13 protein-coding genes and 1 pseudogene are annotated in these 17,978 nt (G+C 51.3%); 9 read left to right on the top strand and 5 right to left on the bottom strand.

The window, feature by feature from the left end:
* Positions 1 to 91 precede the first annotated feature (91 nt).
* The 9 genes from IFO68_RS20855 to nirD all read left to right on the top strand — a co-directional run bounded on the left by IFO68_RS20855 (position 92) and on the right by nirD (position 11,877).
* Positions 92 to 1,012, top strand: a complete 921-nt coding sequence (locus IFO68_RS20855) for a DMT family transporter (RefSeq protein WP_192017700.1) — start codon at positions 92 to 94, stop codon at positions 1,010 to 1,012.
* Positions 1,013 to 1,285: 273 nt separating this feature from the next.
* Positions 1,286 to 3,958 (top strand): nitrate reductase, encoded by a 2,673-nt coding sequence (locus tag IFO68_RS20850; protein WP_192017699.1) that lies wholly within the window; start codon positions 1,286 to 1,288, stop codon positions 3,956 to 3,958.
* Positions 3,955 to 4,806 carry a uroporphyrinogen-III C-methyltransferase gene (gene cobA, locus IFO68_RS20845; RefSeq protein WP_192017698.1) on the top strand — a complete coding sequence of 284 codons (852 nt, stop codon included), beginning with the start codon at positions 3,955 to 3,957 and terminating at the stop codon, positions 4,804 to 4,806. The genes IFO68_RS20850 and cobA overlap by 4 nt, the downstream gene beginning before the upstream one ends.
* A gap of 78 nt (positions 4,807 to 4,884) precedes the next feature.
* Positions 4,885 to 5,499: an ANTAR domain-containing response regulator gene (locus tag IFO68_RS20840; protein WP_192017697.1), complete on the top strand. Its 615-nt coding sequence runs from the start codon at positions 4,885 to 4,887 to the stop codon at positions 5,497 to 5,499.
* A gap of 295 nt (positions 5,500 to 5,794) precedes the next feature.
* Positions 5,795 to 7,138, top strand: a complete 1,344-nt coding sequence (locus tag IFO68_RS20835; protein ID WP_419555452.1) for a CmpA/NrtA family ABC transporter substrate-binding protein — start codon at positions 5,795 to 5,797, stop codon at positions 7,136 to 7,138.
* Positions 7,139 to 7,150: 12 nt separating this feature from the next.
* Positions 7,151 to 8,122 (top strand): ABC transporter permease, encoded by a 972-nt coding sequence (locus IFO68_RS20830; RefSeq protein ID WP_192017695.1) that lies wholly within the window; start codon positions 7,151 to 7,153, stop codon positions 8,120 to 8,122.
* 25 nt (positions 8,123 to 8,147) lie between these two features.
* A complete protein-coding gene (locus IFO68_RS20825; RefSeq protein WP_192017694.1) occupies positions 8,148 to 8,972 on the top strand; it encodes an ABC transporter ATP-binding protein in 825 nt (274 codons plus the stop codon).
* Positions 8,973 to 9,019: 47 nt separating this feature from the next.
* Positions 9,020 to 11,548 (top strand): nitrite reductase large subunit NirB, encoded by a 2,529-nt coding sequence (gene nirB / locus IFO68_RS20820; protein WP_192017715.1) that lies wholly within the window; start codon positions 9,020 to 9,022, stop codon positions 11,546 to 11,548.
* Positions 11,545 to 11,877 carry a nitrite reductase small subunit NirD gene (nirD, locus tag IFO68_RS20815; protein ID WP_192017693.1) on the top strand — a complete coding sequence of 111 codons (333 nt, stop codon included), beginning with the start codon at positions 11,545 to 11,547 and terminating at the stop codon, positions 11,875 to 11,877. Before nirB ends, nirD begins: the two co-directional genes overlap by 4 nt.
* 798 nt (positions 11,878 to 12,675) lie before the next feature.
* Here the strand turns inward: nirD and istA are convergent.
* From istA to IFO68_RS20790, 5 genes and pseudogenes are all read right to left on the bottom strand, one after another.
* Positions 12,676 to 13,398, bottom strand: a pseudogene (gene istA / locus IFO68_RS20810) (IS21 family transposase); the annotation flags it as partial.
* A 324-nt stretch (positions 13,399 to 13,722) separates the two neighbouring features.
* The gene (locus tag IFO68_RS20805) at positions 13,723 to 14,454 is read right to left on the bottom strand and encodes an oligogalacturonate-specific porin KdgM family protein (RefSeq protein WP_192017692.1); all 732 of its coding nucleotides are present in this window, start codon (positions 14,452 to 14,454) and stop codon (positions 13,723 to 13,725) included.
* A 74-nt stretch (positions 14,455 to 14,528) separates the two neighbouring features.
* The gene (locus IFO68_RS20800; RefSeq protein WP_192017691.1) at positions 14,529 to 15,908 is read right to left on the bottom strand and encodes an MFS transporter; all 1,380 of its coding nucleotides are present in this window, start codon (positions 15,906 to 15,908) and stop codon (positions 14,529 to 14,531) included.
* A 14-nt stretch (positions 15,909 to 15,922) separates the two neighbouring features.
* Complete coding sequence (locus tag IFO68_RS20795; protein ID WP_192017690.1) at positions 15,923 to 16,813, bottom strand: nucleoside hydrolase; 891 nt, start codon at positions 16,811 to 16,813, stop codon at positions 15,923 to 15,925.
* A gap of 2 nt (positions 16,814 to 16,815) precedes the next feature.
* On the bottom strand, positions 16,816 to 17,757 hold the full coding sequence (locus IFO68_RS20790) for a ribokinase (RefSeq protein WP_192017689.1): 942 nt from the start codon (positions 17,755 to 17,757) through the stop codon (positions 16,816 to 16,818).
* Positions 17,758 to 17,978: the final 221 nt, after the last annotated feature.

Raw genomic sequence — 17,978 nt, 5'->3', positions numbered from 1 at the left:
CTGTAAGTTTTTCTAACAGTTTTGGTTAATATTATTCGCTTTTTTATCATTTGTAACCTCGTTAGACTCCTCACCAGCTAAGGAGTACTTAATGACAACAGATTTGCGCCCTCTTTTTTTCATGCTGGCTTCCACCTTCAGTCTGTCGGTAAACGGTTTGGTGTCCAAACTGTTAAGTGATCAGATCAGCATAGAAATGCTCAGTTTTCTGCGATTCTCAATACCAGCCGTGTTACTGATGTGGCTGATGTCGCTGACTCAGTGGGCCGTACCCGACAGCAAAAAGCTCTGGCAGTCACTGGGGATCCGAGCCTTTTGCGTTGCTGCCGCTCAGCTGTGTTTCCTCTTTTCACTGAGCCATTTGAGTCTGGTGGAAACTGTGGTGCTGTTCAGTACCGGTCCGCTGTTTATTCCTGTGTTAGAAAAACTGTTATTTCACACCCGGATTCCGCCGATGACAGTCATGAATCTGATGATCACCTTTTTAGGGGTGGTGTTAATGGCAGGTAATGCCGGCGGTTATGCCCTGCGGCCGGAGTTGATCATCGGGGTAGCGGCGGGGGTGTTCAATGCCGGATCCCAGGTCAGCCTGTACCGGGTGAGTAAAGGGAGCATGTCGGCCTTTGGCTTAAATGCCTGGTGCTTTACGCTCGCCAGTCTGATGTTGCTGCCTTTGGTACTCCTTACTCATAGCACTGACAGGCTGGCAGCCAGCTGGCAGCAGTTAACCGATCTGCAATCGCTGCTGTTACCCTCGTTGCTGTTGCTGGCCGTTTGCATCGTTAATACTCAGGTCTTTCGGGTCAAAGCCTACCGCCTGGTGGAATCCGGCTCCAGCCTGGCGCCCCTTATTCTGACCAACCTGCTGTTTGCTTTCATCTGGCAGATCAGCTTCTTTGAGCAGACTTTGGTGTGGAACAAAGTGGTGGGTGTCAGCCTGATTGTACTGGCGACCCTGTTCAACACGTTCGGCCCGGTGTGGTTCAGGCAGCGGCAGGCGCGGCTTGGCTAAGGGGCTCCCCAACTCAGTGCAGTTGTGCACTAAGATTGGCTGTCTTAACCTGTGCGACATCATGTGGTGGTGTTGTTGTCAGAGATAATTATCTGAAATAAAACAACTTTGGCTGTTTGATGAAAACTGGCACACAAGATGCAATACAACCAAAGTACACGACATTCAACACTTGATACTTTGGTTTTAGGCATTGCAGCCACGTCCTCTCCCGGGGGCGTGGCTTTTTTTATGCCTGAAACCGGCGCTAAGCGGGACGCGAAGGAGAAGAATATGAGCAACACAGCCGGTCAGGTTGCAGGATGTAAGCAAGGTGAAGCAGTGAAATCTGCCTGTCCCTATTGTGGTGTAGGCTGTGGTGTGGCGGTGAAAGGCAAGTTTCAGCCCGGCAGCCTGACCAAGCAGCCTGAAATAGTCGGTGATGTCTCTCACCCTGCCAATCATGGGGCGCTCTGCGTCAAAGGATCTGCGCTGAAAGAAAGCCTGAACATACCTAATCGCCTGCTGTATCCGCGCCTGGGGGACAAGGAAGTCAGCTGGTCTGCTGCCACCGGCGCTATCGCACAGAAGCTGAAGGAGACGGTTGCCAAATACGGCCCGGACAGTGTGGCTATGTATGTCTCCGGTCAGTTGCTGACAGAAGATTACTATGTCGCCAACAAGCTGATGAAAGGCTTTATTGGTACAGCCAATATCGACACCAATTCACGGCTCTGTATGTCCTCGGCGGTAGCGGCGCATAACCGGGCATTCGGTGAAGATCTGGTACCGGTTCATTATGACGATATCGCAAAAGCGGATCTTATCGTCATCGTCGGTGCCAATACCGCCTGGACGCACCCGGTACTGTTTCGCCGTATTCAGCAGGCCCGTGAAGCAAACCCGGATCTGCGTTTGGTCGTGATCGACCCCAGACGCACGACAACGGCGGAGCAGGCCGATCTCCATCTGCCGATTGCGAACGACGGCGATGTGCTGTTGTTTAACGGCCTGTTGCGTTATTTGTCTGATCATCATGCGCTGGATGACGATTTTATCGCGAGGCATTGTGAGGGTTTTGCGTCGCTGAAAGCTGAAATCAGCCGTGACCTTTACAGTCTGGCTCGCTGCGCTGAGACGCTGGGACTGAGCCGGGAGCAGCTCAACGCTTTTTACGCGATGTTCAAAGATTCCCCGCGTACCCTGACCCTGTTTTGTCAGGGTATTAACCAGTCGGCCAACGGCACCGACAAAGCCAACGCGATTATTAACTGCCATCTGGCCACCGGGCGAATCGGTAAACCGGGGGCCGGACCATTCTCGCTGACCGGACAACCCAACGCCATGGGCGGCCGTGAAGTCGGCGGGCTGGCAAATCAGCTGGCGGTTCACAGAGGCTTTGATCCGCAATCTGTCTCAGCAGTCGGCGATTTTTGGCAGGCGCCGAATATGGCCACTCAACCCGGGCTTAAAGCGGTTGAGCTGTTTGAGGCTATTCATCAGGGCAAGATCAAGTTTGTCTGGGTTATTGCGACCAATCCTGTGGTGTCTTTGCCTGACAGCTGCAAAGTGGCGGAAGCCTTGGCGCGCTGTGAGTGCGTGGTGGTGTCTGATATTTCACCGGAAGCGGACACGGCGGCATTTGCCGATGTGCTGCTGCCGGCGGCCGGCTGGGGCGAGAAAGACGGCATGGTGACAAACTCTGAAAGAATGATCTCCCGTCAGCGGGCGTTTTTGCCTCCTCCCGGCGAGGCCAAAGCCGACTGGTGGGCTATCTGTGAAGTGGCTAAAGAAATGGGCTTCAGCGGGTTTGATTTCGCCACTGTGGCGGATGTGTATCGCGAATACGCGGCCTTGAGCCGCATTAACCAAAATTCACCTTATCTGTTTGATATTTCAAAGTTAGCGTCAATGACAGATGCCGAATATGCCAACTGGCAGCCGCAGCGCTGGCCGCTGGGCAGAGAGTCACACCTGTTCAGTGACGGGGTCTTTCCGACTGCCAGCGGCCGCGCCAATCTGATCACTGCTCATCATAGCGAAAAAGAGGTCCAGCCCGGCGTCTGGTGGCTCAATACCGGACGCCAGCGCGACCAATGGCACACCATGACGCGCACCGGGCATATAGCCAGGCTGGCCGAAAGCGAAACGGAGCCGACTGTGTATATTCATCCGCTCTCGGCCAGTAAATATCAGCTCAGCGAAGGACAGCTGGTGTCACTGGGTTATGACGGCAACAGCATGCTGGCCAAGCTGGCGGTCGATGATGGCCTGTCGTCAAACCAGCTCTACATGTCGATGCACTGGGCAGGGGCATTTGGTTTTGCCAGCCGGGTCAATCAGATGGTTGCGCCTGAGGTTGATCCCGTGTCGGGCCAGCCTGCCTTTAAATCGGCTGCTGTGACGCTGTCACCGGCCCGGGCAGCCAGTTACGGGATCTGGATGGGCGCGCTGCCACCGCCGTTTGAGACAGATTTCCTCAGTTTCCAGACCGGAGAAACGATCAATATCTGGCGCTTTGCCTGCCGCACGCCGCTGTCTAAATCCCATCTGTATGGCATCACGCCGCAGGCATTGGTGATGGACGGTACAGGTAACGGCGACTGGACGGCTCTGATGACAGCCGACAGCCGGTTAACCGCCATGTGCCTAGTGAGCGAGCAGCCACTCCGGTCTGATCCCCAGCCCTATACCGGCTTGTTTGATAAGGCGTTTTCGGTCAGTGCTTTTCTGGCACTGGCGATGCAGGGACAGGCACCCTCAAAACTGGTGTGCAGCTGCTTCAGGGTAACGGACAGACAGATTGTACAAGCCATTGAGCGCAATGGGCTGACCAGTCTGGCGGGATTGCAGGCGCAACTGAAATGCGGCTCTAACTGCGGGTCTTGCCTTGGCGAAGTAAAGGCGCTGCTCAGACAGACGCAAGTGAACACGGAAGAAGCAGTGACGGAAGGAGAACAGGTATGAGTACAGTAAAACCAATGATATCGACACACAGCGCAGCGACGGTAACCCGGCTCCAGTCAGTGCCGCGTCGCCCTTCCGTCAGTCTGGTGGGAGCGGGGCCGGGCGATCCTGAACTGCTGACCTTAAAAGCCCTCAAGGCCATCCAGCAGGCAGAAGTGCTGGTGTATGACCGCCTGGTCAGCGATGCCATTCTGGCGATGGCGAACCCGGATGCTGAGCGTATCTATGTGGGTAAGCGTTGCGGCCAGCCCAGCATGAAACAGGAAGCCATTAATCAGGTACTGATAGAGCAGGCCAGACAAGGCCGCTATGTGGTGCGCCTGAAAGGCGGCGACCCGCTGATCTTCGGCCGAGGCGGGGAAGAAGGGCTGGCGCTGGCGGCAGAGGCAATCCCGTTTGATTTCGTGCCCGGCATTACCGCTGCCATTGGCTGCGCGGCATCCACCTCTATCCCGCTGACGCACAGAGAAATGTCCCGTTCAGTCACTCTGGTCACCGGCCATGTGGTGTCCGGCGCGTTACCTGCCTGGGCGCAGTTAATCGGCGCGGGGCAAACCATAGTCTTTTATATGGGGCTTGAGCAGGCCAGAGAGATCCAAAGCGGCCTGACACTGGGTGGCCTCAGCAAGGACACACCGCTGGCTGTGGTCATTAAAGGCTGCACACCGGAGGAGAAAGTCCATGTGTCGTCATTGGGCAAGCTCACCAAACTGGGGCAGGAGTTAAAAGGACAGTCACCGGCATTACTCATTATCGGCGATGTTGTTGAACTGCGTGCAACCCTGAATCAAGCACTTAACTGCAACGATGCCGCTGAGACTAACCCTAAAGAGGTATTTTACGGCTGATTTTGACTAAGTGGCTGATTGCTTGCTTCTTTATGTATGAATGCGTGTTGAACCATTGTGTACAAGGAAGACAGGCCAATGGCCAAGCCAGAAAAGTCAGATCGAAAGCAAGTCGCCAGCAACCATAAAGACATCAGTCAGATACTGGTTTGCAGCGATTGTACCCGGGAACAGGCAAAGCTGACCGGCGAACTGGCGGCCAGATATGACAATGTTATCGGTTGTCGCTTCAGCCAGCTTGCGGCACTGACGGCAGAGACGCAGGGCAGTGCACTGGTGATCAACTGGGCCAGAGCTGATGCCGAGCTGAGGATGCTGGTAGACCATGCAGACAGCCAACGGTGGCCGCTGGTGGTACTGCTCCGGCAGCTTGAGCATCAGGATATCGACCGGCTCCCTGCACCTAATGGCTATGTGCTTTTACCGGCGGACTCAGCAACGGCGCTGAGTGTATGGGTAGAAAGGGCATGCCAGGTCAGGGACAGCCAGAGCCAGATGGAAAATGCGCTGGCGACGCTGAATCGCCGCCTTGAGGACAGGCGGCTGGTGGAGCAGGCCAAAGGACTGCTGATGAAGCATCAGGGGCTGGATGAGGCAGAAGCCTATCGCCTGCTTCGTGAGGCCGCCATGCACAACAGCCAGAGTTTAGGCCAGATTGCGAAAAACCTGCTGCTGAGCCTGAACCGTTTATGACCCGGTAATACGCTAATGGATTCCCGCCTGCGCGGGAATGACGAGAGAGCGAGAGAATGCCGGTGGCATTAGCCTGTCATCCCCGCGTAGGCGGGGATCTACAGAGCAGAGACTGGTGAATTAAAGGTAAGGTGGTCTAGCCGGTATAAACCCGCGCTAACGTCACGCGCCACTGAAAAAATTGATCAATACAGCAACGTCGCTGCTCCTTTCGGGGAGAGCGGCGTTTTTTGTTTTTAACGCTTTGTTTTTTATCTATGGAAGAGGTTTGGATATGGAATCGATCAATCGATGGATGATAGCCGGCATCGCAAGTGCCAGTCTGATATCGCTGTCGGCACAGGCCCAGGTAGGTCCGCCGGAAAAAGATGAATTGAAGTTCGGCTTTATCAAGCTGACCGATATGGCCCCGTTGGCCGTGGCGTATGAAAACTTCTTCTTCGAAGACGAAGGCCTGTACGTGTCACTGGAAGCTCAGGCCAACTGGAAAGTGCTGCTGGACAGAGTGATTGACGGCGAGCTGGATGGCGCCCACATGCTGGTCGGACAGCCGATTGGCGCCACCGTAGGTATAGGGACCAAAGCGGAAGTGATCACGGCTTTCAGCATGGATCTCAACGGCAATGCCATTACGGTTGCCAATAACGTCTGGGACGCGATCAAGCCGAACCTGGCGAAAACGGACAACGGCACCCCCCGGCACCCAATCAGTGCCAGCGTGCTTAAACCTGTGATTGCCTCGTATCAGGCGGAAGGTAAGGCGTTCAACATGGGCATGGTGTTTCCTGTTTCCACACACAACTATGAGCTGCGTTACTGGTTAGCTGCCGGGGGAATACATCCGGGGTATTACGACCCGGCCCACGGCGATAACAGCGGCCAGCGTCAGGCTGATGTGCTGCTGAGCGTTACTCCACCGCCGCAAATGCCCGCGACGCTGGAGGCCGCGACCATTCAGGGGTACAGCGTCGGCGAACCCTGGAATCAGCAGGCCGTATCCAAAGGCATAGGCGTGCCGGTGATTACCGATTACGACATCTGGCGTAACAACCCGGAGAAAGTGTTCGGGGTCAGCAAAGCCTGGGCCGATGCCTATCCCAATACCCATATTCGTGTGGTGAAAGCCCTGATCCGGGCTGCTCACTGGCTTGACGAAAAAAACAATGCCAACCGGCAAGAAGCGGTGGCCTTACTCGCCCGCAGCCAGTATGTGGGGGCAGATGCCAAGGTGATTGCCAACAGTATGACGGGCACCTTCGAATATGAAAAAGGCGATATCCGCCCGGCGCCGGATTTCAATGTGTTCTTCCGCTACCACGCCACCTATCCGTATTACAGCGATGCCGTCTGGACTCTGACCCAGATGCGTCGCTGGGGGCAGATCCCTGAAGCGAAATCTGATGACTGGTATATGTCGATCGCCAGACAAGTCTACCGCCCGGATATCTACCGTCAGGCCGCTGAAGCCTTAATCGAAGAAGGCAAGCTGACTGCGGCCGATTTTCCTGACTTTGACCAGGAAGACGGTTTCCGTCCTCCGCAGCAAGGTTTTATCGATCAGATCACTTTTGATGGCCAACAGCCCAATGCCTACCTCAACAAGTTCGCGATTGGTCTGAAAGGCGACGACACACTGTAAGGAGTACCGCTCATGGCATCGATTCTCACATTACCGGCTATCCCTAAACCGGCCAAGGTGATTCATTTCAGTCGCGGACTGGCTTTTCCAGCACTGGGACTGCTTATCTTTCTTGTGATCTGGCATCTGGCGGCCAGTCAGGTCAATACCTCGCTGGGAACCTTACCTGGTCCCGCGCAGACCTGGCAGCAATTTAGCGGTCTGGTGGACGAACATCAGCGTGAACGCAGCCGCGAAGCCGCGTTCTACGAGCGTCAGGAAAAACGCAATGCGGCCACGCTGGCGAAAAATCCGCAGGCAGAGGTGAAAACCCGTGAGTACACAGGTAAACCGACTTTCTTTGATCAGATTGGCACCAGTTTGCTGACAGTGGCCGCCGGTTTCCTGCTGGCTTCTGCTTTAGCCATTCCTGCCGGGATCGTGCTGGGGCTGAACAAGAGCCTGTACGCGGCCTTTAACCCTGTGATTCAACTGTTAAAACCGGTGTCGCCGCTGGCCTGGCTGCCCATCGTCACTATGGTGGTGAGTGCGCTCTATGTCAGCGACGATCCGCTGGTATCTAAGTCTTTTCTCAATTCGCTGTTTACCGTTGCGATGTGCAGCCTGTGGCCGACCTTGATCAATACGGCTGTAGGTGTCACAGCGGTCGATAACGATCTGCTCAACGTCAGCCGGGTGCTTAAGCTGTCGCGCTGGCAGCATGTCAGAACCATAGTGCTGCCGTCTGCTGTGCCCATGATCTTCACCGGTCTGCGCTTGTCGCTCGGTGTGGCATGGATGGTACTGATCGCCGCTGAAATGCTGGCGCAAAACCCGGGGCTGGGTAAGTTCGTCTGGGATGAGTTTCAAAACGGCAGCTCAGCCTCACTGGGCAGAATCATGGTGGCTGTTGTGACCATAGGTTTTATTGGTTTGCTGCTCGACCGCGGCATGCTCAGCCTGCAACGACATTTTTCATGGAATAAACAGCTGAGCCTGCGCTGAGTCAGCTGAAGACAAGGAGAGAACCATGTCACGCGAATATTTATTGCTCAGTTATCTGGGAATGCGATTTCCGACGCCAAACGGCGAGTTTGTGGCGCTGAAAGACGTCAACTTCACCATCAATAAAGGAGAGTTCATTTCTCTGATTGGTCACTCAGGGTGTGGTAAATCCACTGTGCTTAATCTGGTTGCGGGCTTGCTCGATGCAACGGACGGCGGGGTGATCCTGGAAGGCCGTGAAATTGACGGTCCGGGCCCTGAGCGGGCTGTGGTGTTTCAGAACCATGCTTTGCTGCCCTGGCTGACGGTGTACCAGAACGTCGAACTGGCGGTGAAGCAGGCCTGCAAAGGCAAAGCCTCGGCCGCGATCCGTGATGAAGTGATGCATTACCTGCAACTGGTGCAGATGGATCACGCCCACGACAAGCGGCCGGATGAGATTTCCGGCGGGATGAAACAACGGGTCGGCATTGCCCGGGCGCTGGCCATGCAGCCCAAGGTTCTGCTGATGGACGAGCCCTTCGGCGCGCTGGATGCGCTGACGCGGGCGCATCTGCAGGATGCTTTGATGGCAATTCAGGCCGAGCTGAATAACACCGTCATTATGATCACCCATGACGTTGATGAAGCGGTGCTGCTGTCAGACCGCATCGTGATGATGAGCAACGGCCCGGCGGCGACGATCGGTGAGGTGCTGGATATCGATTTACCGCGGCCAAGGGACAGGGTCGCGCTGGCCGATGATCCGGTTTATCAGCGGCTGAGACAAAGCGTGCTGCGTTTCCTCTATGAGAAACAACGCAAAGTGGAGCCGATCCCGGACAAGAAAAGCAACAAGAAAGTGGCCTGATCGGGCGCAGCAGTGACATCGCGAATGTGCAGGAGAGTATTATGTTGATGCAAAGAGAAAAATTACTGGTGGTGGGCAACGGCATGGTCGGCCATCACCTTATTGAACAACTGGTGGCGAAGAACGCTCATCAGCGTTATCAGATTATTGTGTTGGGTGAAGAGCGCTTTGTCGCTTACGACAGGGTGCATCTGTCATCGTTGTTTTCCGGCAGCGAACATCAGGATCTGCTGCTCAGCAGTGAGCAGTGGTATCAGGACAATGGCATTGAGTTGCTGCTCGGTGAGCAGGTTGTGGCTATCGATCGCGACAAGCAAAGAGTGACACTCGCCAGCGATACCCAGCTGGCCTATGACAAGCTGGTGCTGGCAACCGGTTCCTTCCCCTTTGTGCCGCCTGTGCAGGGCAGCGACCGGGACAACTGCTTTGTCTACCGTACTCTGGATGATTTGTCGTCCATCAAAACCGCCTGTGACGGTGCCAGAACCGGTGCCGTGGTGGGCGGTGGCCTGCTCGGGCTGGAAGCGGCAAACGCATTGCGTTTATTGGGTCTGGAAACCCATGTGGTGGAATTTGCGCCCCGGCTGATGCCGGTGCAGATTGATGATGCAGGCAGTGCGCTGCTGAAAAGCAAAGTGTCCGAGTTAGGTGTGCAGGTCCACACTCAGCGTGCCACTACGGCGATCACCGATGGTGAAACCGCTTTTCACAGAATGAACTTCAGCGGCCATGAGCCGCTGGAAGTGGATGTGATCGTCTTCTCTGCCGGTATCCGGCCGCAGGATACGCTGGCGCGCCAGTGTGGTCTGGAGATCGGCGAGCGCGGCGGCATTGTGATCAACGATGCCTGCCAGACCAGCGATCCGGATATTTACGCCATCGGAGAATGCGCCCTGTGGCAGCAGCGAATCTTTGGGCTGGTGGCGCCGGGTTACAGCATGGCACGTATTACAGCCGATCAGATTCTTGGCGGTGACAGCCGGTTCAGCGGGGCGGATATGAGCACCAAGCTGAAACTGATGGGCGTTGATGTGTCTGCCATAGGCAACTCGCTGGGTCAGGGCGAAGGCTGCCAGGAGATGGTGCTGCAGGACATGCGCGCTGGTGTCTACAAGAAGCTGGTGGTGAATGATGCTGGCGACAAACTGCTGGGGGCGATCCTGATTGGTGATAATCAGGACTATGACGCCCTGTTGCAATGCTACCTCAATGGCATGCCGCTGCCTGCACATCCGGCCGAGCTGCTGTTCGACTGCTCTTCTTTGCAGGGCAGCAAAGACGCCGGTGCCATTATTTGTTCCTGTCACAATGTGACACGCGGTGACATCGCCGACGCGGTTCAGGCCGGGACGCACGAGCTGTCTGAATTAAAAAGCTGCACCAAGGCCGGCACAGGCTGCGGCGGCTGCAGCACTATGGTGAAAGCCATACTCGATGAAGAGCTGGCCGCCCTGGGCATGGAAGTTAATAACCATATCTGCGAACACTTCGCTTATACCCGTCAGGAGCTGTTTCATCTTGCCCGAGTCGAGCAAATCCGCAGTTTTGACGAGCTGATCGCCCGCCATGGTCAGGGGATGGGTTGTGATGTTTGTAAACCCGCTGCCGCCTCGATTTTTGCCTCTTTGTGGAATGAACATGTTCTGGATGCCAGGCATCAGCCGCTACAGGACACCAATGATGCCTTCCTGGCTAACATGCAAAAAGACGGCAGTTATTCTGTCGTGCCTCGGATACCGGCCGGCGAGATCACGCCGGAAAAACTGATTGTGTTAGGGGAAGTGGCTAAACAATATGATTTGTACACCAAGATCACCGGAGGCCAGCGTGTCGATCTGTTTGGCGCTCAGCTCGAACAGTTACCGGATATCTGGCAGGCGCTGATTGACGCCGGATTTGAAACCGGTCATGCCTACGGCAAGTCATTGAGAACCGTCAAATCCTGTGTCGGTTCCACCTGGTGCCGCTATGGCGTGGACGATTCCATGGGTCTGGCCATTATGCTGGAGAACCGTTACAAGGGGCTTCGCTCACCGCACAAACTCAAGTTTGCCGTGTCCGGTTGTACCCGGGAATGTGCCGAAGCACAGAGTAAAGATATCGGTGTGATTGCGACAGAAAATGGCTGGAATTTGTATGTCTGCGGCAACGGCGGCATGCGCCCGCGCCATGCGGATCTGCTGGTGTCTGATCTGTCTACCGATGAGCTGGTGACCATGATAGACAGGGTGCTGATGTTTTATGTCCGCACGGCCGATAAGCTGCAGCGCACCTCAGTGTGGCTGCAAAATCTGGAAGGCGGTCTGGACTACCTGCGCAGTGTAGTGGTGGAAGACAGCCTGGGCCTCAACGCCGAGCTTGAAGCGCAAATGAATCATGTGGTGGATACCTACCAATGTGAATGGAAAACCACCTTGTCAACGCCGGAAAAACTGGCCCGCTTCCGCCGCTTTGTCAATGAAGGTGACGCCGCTGCAACACCGGATTACCGACGCGAACGCGGTCAGCGTATTCCGGTCCGGATGGTCGATCCTAAGGCGGAGTTAATTCAGCAAACAGAACAGGAGGGCGCATGAGCTGGGATAAAGTCTGCGATCTGGATGCCCTGATTACCAATTCAGGTATGGGCGCAATAGTGGGAGGGCGGCAACTGGCCCTTTTTTACCTGCCAACCCAAGAGCCAGCGGTCTTTGCGCTGGATAACTGGGACCCCATCGGTAAGGCGTTTGTGATTGCCAGAGGCATAGTGGGAGACATCAAAGGGGAAGTGTGTGTGGCCTCACCCCTGTATAAACAGCATTTTAGCCTGCAAACCGGCCAGTGCCTGGAACAGCCCGACGTCAGTGTGCCTGTCTGGCCAGTGAAAGTAGAGAAAGGGGAGGTGTGGATAGACACAACTTCATAAACGCACCCGGTTAAAACGATAAATTGCACCTCACTCAGAGAATAAAAAAAGCCCGCATCATTGCGTGACGCGGTACGAGCCAGCCAGAGGGATCCTCATGGCTGGCTTTTTCATTCAATGGCTTACATTGTCGAAAAATTGACGCTGGTAAAAAACATCATTCTGGGAATTACCAATTTTATTGTCACTGAATCTGTACCTTTTGTGTGAATTTTGAGCGTTATCAAGTTTCACAACAGCGTTTTTTTCATTACTCATATGCTCGTCTATTCATACAGGAAGACTATCAAAATACATTTTGGAAATGTGTCTCTGAATACGCGGGCGGGAAATGGCGGTCGATCATTGCGGGATGTATTCAGGCTGTATGCTGCACAGTGTCGATATTTATTGCTATGAACCTCATTACCATAAGGAAACCGTATGAATAAGGTATTTCAGAAGGCCAGCGATAAGCACATTCAACAAGCCACTAATAACGCAGAAGCAGAAAAAGAAACGATTGAGCAACAGCAAACTCAGTCGCACATTTTACTGGCCACACTTGAAGATGCTGTGAACCACTTTGTTGCGCATAGCGGTGAGGACTTGACACTGAATCAGGACACAATACGTGAACTGCACCGGCAAGATCCTCTCTGTCTGGAATTGGCTGCACCACATGAAAGTCAGTGAGCACGGACAAAGGAGAGGACAGAATGAAAACCTGGTTTTCTGGATTAAGTATTGCTGCACGGATATGGATGCTGCTGGCTCTGTTTGCCCTAGGACTCGTGGTGAATACCTTTGTGAGTGCCAGTAAAGTTCAGCAAGCTGCTGATAGCTTGGGTTGAGTTCCGGATCATAACGACATGCCTTGCTGACGCCACTGCGCAGGTTGTCGGGGATCAACATCTCCGGTGTACCACCGAAGAACTCGAATGCCCGAACATGGCTTTGCAGCCAGTCCGGTAATGACTGGGACTCTGTGGCTTCCGCATAGGTATAGTTGGATGCACCGAGAACCGCTACGAACACCTGGGCATGCCGGACTTCACCGGTGCTCTGGCAGATAATGGGAACCGTCTGGCCGCAGTAGTCGATAAAGCACGTTTCCCCGGCTTTATGCAGCTGTCTCATGGTGCGTCTTTGCTGCTTATTCCAGTGAAGGTAACGGTCACAGAACTGTGAGTAGCTGTAGCAGCGGTTGGGGTATTGCTGGGTATATTCTTCCCACAGCAGTTGCTTGGTGATCCCCTTGTGTTTCAGCTCTTGATGGACAGCAGGCCAGTCGGGAACCTGATATCGGCACGAGGCCCGCGTATCGGCTGCGGGATAAAATAGTTGGGCCAGTTGCTCATCTGTCAGTGAGTCGGGAAGCGGCCAAGTCAGGTTCAGAGTTTGCGCTTTCTGGAGCAGTTTCTGGATAGCACCAACGCTGACTTTTGTGCTCGCGCTGATTTGCCGAATCGACAACCTGGCATCCAGTTTCAGCCTGAGTACGTCTCGAATTTTACGCATTGCAATCCTCTTTGCTGGCATAGTCCTGCTCCAAATAGGAAACAGGTTACCAAATAAGTTGAAGATCAATACGTTGAAATGGATTCCGGCGGAACGTGAACAGTGATTCCGGAAAGGTGAGCAAAAGCGTTCATCTTGAGTCCGGAATGGGTGTTCACGTTAAACCAGAATAGGTGTTCACATTGGACCGGAATGAGTGTTCAGCATGGACCGGAATACGCAAACGATTAACGCGACAATATTTTCTACTATATTTCCGCCAGTAAATGATGTTGTATGTATTTAAACTGCCGTACAGCCATCTTGTTTTAGATAGTTACAAATTTCTGCGACAACAAAACTACATTAGATGTCCATAGGTAGCGCAAAGCCAACTTGCCAACGGAGATCGTCTTCGTAGGATGTGCCATCAAAAAAGCCATCTTTCATGATTGTAGCCTGGAAGTATGGGCGCCATTTATTTGCAGTATAAGTCACACGGAATTCGTGGTCCGTAGCCAAATGAGTGCCATTACGGAATGTATTGGCAATTTCCTTATCTGTTTCAAAGTTATCTACACGGTTGTAGAAGAACTCATAGCGATCAGAGTTGTAACCAATAAATAGATCGGTGCGAACAGACAGGTTAGTACCGTAGTTAACCTCATTGCCATTTTCATCGATACTGATCCAATCGTCGTAGCCGAATTCAGGTCGAACGCGCGCATTCACCATTAGGCCATTGTCAAAGTTGTATCCTGCGCGAAGAGATAAACGATAGTTCCACTGTGTATAGCCGACATAGGTATGGAGCCAAGCTTTATCGGTCAGTGGAATAAATTTACCCAAGTTATATTCATAGTAACCGTCGGTATTTACTTCAGCGCCGAATTCAATGTCATAAAAATCTGAGAATGTAATCCATCCAATAAGCCCTTGAAGACCAACATTTCGTTCTTCTTCGTAACGAGTATATAGTTCTAAATATACAGGGTTTTTATCTAGTATTTCTTCTGTTTCAGATATGCTTTCTGCCGTCGAAATAGTAGGGAGTAGCATGCTTGCTGCAAGTATAGATAGAGGTAATGCTTTGTTCATTTCAGTATCTCTTTTATTTATTTTAGATATTTGTTTGGTTCACTAAAATACTTTTGTTTAGTAATCCAATTAGATTAATAACTTGATTCAATGGTTTTGTTTTGTGTTTCTGGAATGTGTTTTTTATCTTCAGATTTACCCATCATCTTATTGTAGTAACTGGTTGTGATGATGTATTTACGCATAATTAGGCCAGTAATTAAGAAGAAGATTGCTGGTGCTACAGAAAGCGATAATGATAAACCCTCTAATACTTCAGGTGTTTTCTCAGCTTCTGCTGAATAACCAAAGTATTGAAGAGTGTAACCCGTCACGATACCAGAAAGACCCATACCTAATTTCTGACAGAATGAGATTGCTCCCATCGAAATACCTGATGAATCAATACCTGTTTTCTTCTTACCGTAATCGCTCACCTCAGAAATCAGTGCCCAGAAGATTGGAGTATTAAGGTCTGTTAAGAAGCAGTAGAGTAAGTAACAAATAACAGCTGCAACAAACTCATCTTGCCCTACTAAGAAGTAGATTGAGATACCCATCAGTGCTGATGTGTACATTGATACGCGGAAAACCTGAATCTTACAAAAATGTTTGGTTAGCTTTTTCGATACGATGGCAGCAAGAATACCACCCACCGACCACATACCCAGGAAGACAGAGATCTGAACGCCAAAGCTTGCGCCTGCGTATTCTGTGCCATAGATAAAGGCGATGTTGCCACGCACCAAGAAGGCAAGCATAAGCGTGATACACGCTGAACAAAGCACGATCCATTGGTCATTTTTTACCAGGCTTTTTAGTTGTTCAATAACTGGTACTTTGTTTGGTTCAATATCAATGTGCTCACGAGTTGTGAACGAACAGAACAGTAGACATGCCGCACCAATTGCACCAAGAATAGCGAAGGAGGTCGCATAGCCTTCCACTTGATTTGTTTGTGATGTCACCCAGAATGGAACCAATGACGTACATAGTAGCGTTGCTGTCTTCGCCATTGTGAAACGCCATGAGTTCGCCGTAATACGCTCGTCTGGGTTATCAGTAACAACACCGATCATTGATATATAAGGGATTGTCACCATAGTGAACATCAACGTATTAAAGATATACGTGCCGTATGCCCACATAAGTTTCATTTCGTAAGTGTCACCAACTGTGGTGAACATCAGGTACATTGAGATACCCATTGGAATCGCAGCGAAACCAATCCAATGACGGTAGTGACCCCAACGAGACTTGTAGCGGTTGCTTGCCCAGCCCATTGCAGGGTCTGTCACCGCATCAATAATACGAACAAGCAGAAGTAGCCAACCTGCATCAACAGGAGTTAGACCAACAATTTGAACGTGAAATGCATAAATCAACATACCCGCAGATATCATGGATAGGTTGATTGCCGAATCACCAGAACCAAAGCCAATCTTCTCCAAGATCGACATTCTATTTAAAGTCATAACGACCTCACCTTTTACTTTAAAAACACGTTTCTTAAGAAAAACTCAACGAACTGTGAATAATTTAATTTTTTAGCAACCAAGCAATTTGGGTTATTTGTTGTTTTTCCCCAAATTCCATCTTCAGTACAAACCGTCATGCCAGTAGTGTACTGACCCTTTAATTCAACGCGAACTTGTTCTTGGTTATACTCAATGTCGCTCTCTTCTAGAAGAGAAAATACTGTAAGAGGGTCGTGCAGTATTGGAGTGAATCCGGTTTTATTAAACCAAGCGTCACAGCTCTCAATTAGAATTTTTTTCAATCCTGTATTCGCGTTATCTTGAGCCTGAGAAAGATAATCTCCATCGAAATGACATTTGGTTGTAACATCCAGACCAACTGCACGAATATTAATGCCAGAGCTGAAAACAATATCGGCGGCTTCTGGGTCACAAATAATATTCCACTCATTGACGTGTCGGTAATAACAGCCACCCATTAGAACTAACTCGTCAATATTTTTAACTAACTCTGGATGTTCCTTGATAAGTGTTGCAACATTGGTTAGTGGCCCAATCGCAACAATCGTGAGATTTTCCTGCATTAGCACGTTAGCCATGAAGTCAACGGCATGCTCAGTTTCAATCAACTGACTATCCATTTTTCCTTGATATTGGCAAGGGATCTCTTTATCGTCGTTTTCTTCACCATTAATGCGATGTTCACAGCCTGCATACACAGGGATGTCTTCACGATTCGCCAACTGAAGAACGCTCTTTGCCATCTTTGCTCTCAGCCGGGTGTTCTTAAATACTGTTGTAACGCCAATAAGGTTCAGTTGATCCGTCGATAGTGCTAAACCTAGCGCCAGAATATCGTCTGCATCATCACCGATGTCGGTATCAATAATAATATTGCGCATCTTTACTTCCTGACTGTCGTTAATTTAGCTTCAACTTGAGCCATTGATGGCATGTTTGCCGCGCCTTCATTCTCTACAGAGCACGATGCAAAGGCTGTAGCGAAGTTGATCGATTCCGATAAGGTTTTACCAAGTGATAAGAATGCCGCTAATGAACCATTAAACGCATCACCTGCCCCACTGGTGTCCACTACGTCTGCTGGGTATGACAGAAAACGTTTAAACTCATTGCCGTCATAAGTAAGGCAGCCATTACCGCCTAAGGTAATGATGACGTTGGTTACACCCATGCGATGGATAACACGAGCAGCTTGTTCAGCAGTCTCAATATCATGAATCACAATACCGCTTAGCTCAGAAGCCTCGGTTTCGTTTGGGGTGATAACGTCCACCAGTGGCAGCAAGGTGTGTACCTGATCATGGTAAGGCGCTGGGTTTAGAATCGTGGTTTTAGCCAGCGCCTTCGCTTTACGTAGCACAGCGGAAACCGCTTCAATATTGTTTTCTAGCTGTACAAGCACAACGGATGCTTGTTCAATTTGAGGGGTGATTTCCTGAATATCCGCATCGCTCACCTTTAAGTTCGCACCCAGATCCAACACAATGTAGTTGTCTTTCTCACGTTCAGAAACCATGATAAGCGCAACACCTGTCGGTGAATGGTGTGTTTCGGCCAGCGTGAGAGAAGCAAACTGCTGTTCCTCCAAATGCTGCTTAGCTCGCTTGGCAAAATCATCGTGACCAATTTTGGCAAAGAAGTGAGTATCTTCTGTCACTCTTCGGCATGCTGTTGCTTGGTTCGCCCCTTTACCACCAGAAAGAAACTTTTTAGATAAGACGCGAACCGTTTCTCCTTTTTGAGGAAATGATGCCACTCGGGAGACAATATCAAGGTTGTAAGAGCCTGCGACAAACACGCCTTTATTGTTTGATGAAATATCCATGATGAACGCCTATTGAAGATTGCTTGGTTGCAGTATCTAGAAATCGCTTCGTCTGGTACATCTCAAAAAATATGTTTATTATGCTGTTAATAAGCATAATGTGACCGTTATAAACCGATCAAAACTGGATATTGTAGGCTAATAAGTAATCAGCTCGTTGATGTTTAAAAAATATTCTTATTAAACAAGCAATTAAATTTTGTGACCTCTTAACCAGTTTT

The sequence above is a fragment of the Photobacterium arenosum genome (assembly GCF_014841115.1).
In the GTDB taxonomy this organism is placed as follows: Bacteria; Pseudomonadota; Gammaproteobacteria; order Enterobacterales; family Vibrionaceae; genus Photobacterium; species Photobacterium arenosum.
This window is presented reverse-complemented; position numbering and strand designations above follow the sequence as displayed.

Excerpts from the sequence above, each read along its gene's own strand:
- nirD (WP_192017693.1), top strand. The coding sequence starts at position 11,545 with ATGAGCTGGGATAAAGTCTGCGATCTGGATGCCCTGATTACCAATTCA.
- IFO68_RS20825 (WP_192017694.1), top strand. The coding sequence starts at position 8,148 with ATGTCACGCGAATATTTATTGCTCAGTTATCTGGGAATGCGATTTCCG.
- IFO68_RS20790 (WP_192017689.1), bottom strand. The coding sequence starts at position 17,757 with ATGGATATTTCATCAAACAATAAAGGCGTGTTTGTCGCAGGCTCTTAC.
- IFO68_RS20800 (WP_192017691.1), bottom strand. The coding sequence starts at position 15,908 with ATGACTTTAAATAGAATGTCGATCTTGGAGAAGATTGGCTTTGGTTCT.
- IFO68_RS20795 (WP_192017690.1), bottom strand. The coding sequence starts at position 16,813 with ATGCGCAATATTATTATTGATACCGACATCGGTGATGATGCAGACGAT.
- IFO68_RS20830 (WP_192017695.1), top strand. The coding sequence starts at position 7,151 with ATGGCATCGATTCTCACATTACCGGCTATCCCTAAACCGGCCAAGGTG.
- IFO68_RS20840 (WP_192017697.1), top strand. The coding sequence starts at position 4,885 with ATGGCCAAGCCAGAAAAGTCAGATCGAAAGCAAGTCGCCAGCAACCAT.
- cobA (WP_192017698.1), top strand. The coding sequence starts at position 3,955 with ATGAGTACAGTAAAACCAATGATATCGACACACAGCGCAGCGACGGTA.
- nirB (WP_192017715.1), top strand. The coding sequence starts at position 9,020 with ATGCAAAGAGAAAAATTACTGGTGGTGGGCAACGGCATGGTCGGCCAT.
- IFO68_RS20835 (WP_419555452.1), top strand. The coding sequence starts at position 5,795 with ATGATAGCCGGCATCGCAAGTGCCAGTCTGATATCGCTGTCGGCACAG.
- IFO68_RS20850 (WP_192017699.1), top strand. The coding sequence starts at position 1,286 with ATGAGCAACACAGCCGGTCAGGTTGCAGGATGTAAGCAAGGTGAAGCA.
- IFO68_RS20855 (WP_192017700.1), top strand. The coding sequence starts at position 92 with ATGACAACAGATTTGCGCCCTCTTTTTTTCATGCTGGCTTCCACCTTC.
- IFO68_RS20805 (WP_192017692.1), bottom strand. The coding sequence starts at position 14,454 with ATGAACAAAGCATTACCTCTATCTATACTTGCAGCAAGCATGCTACTC.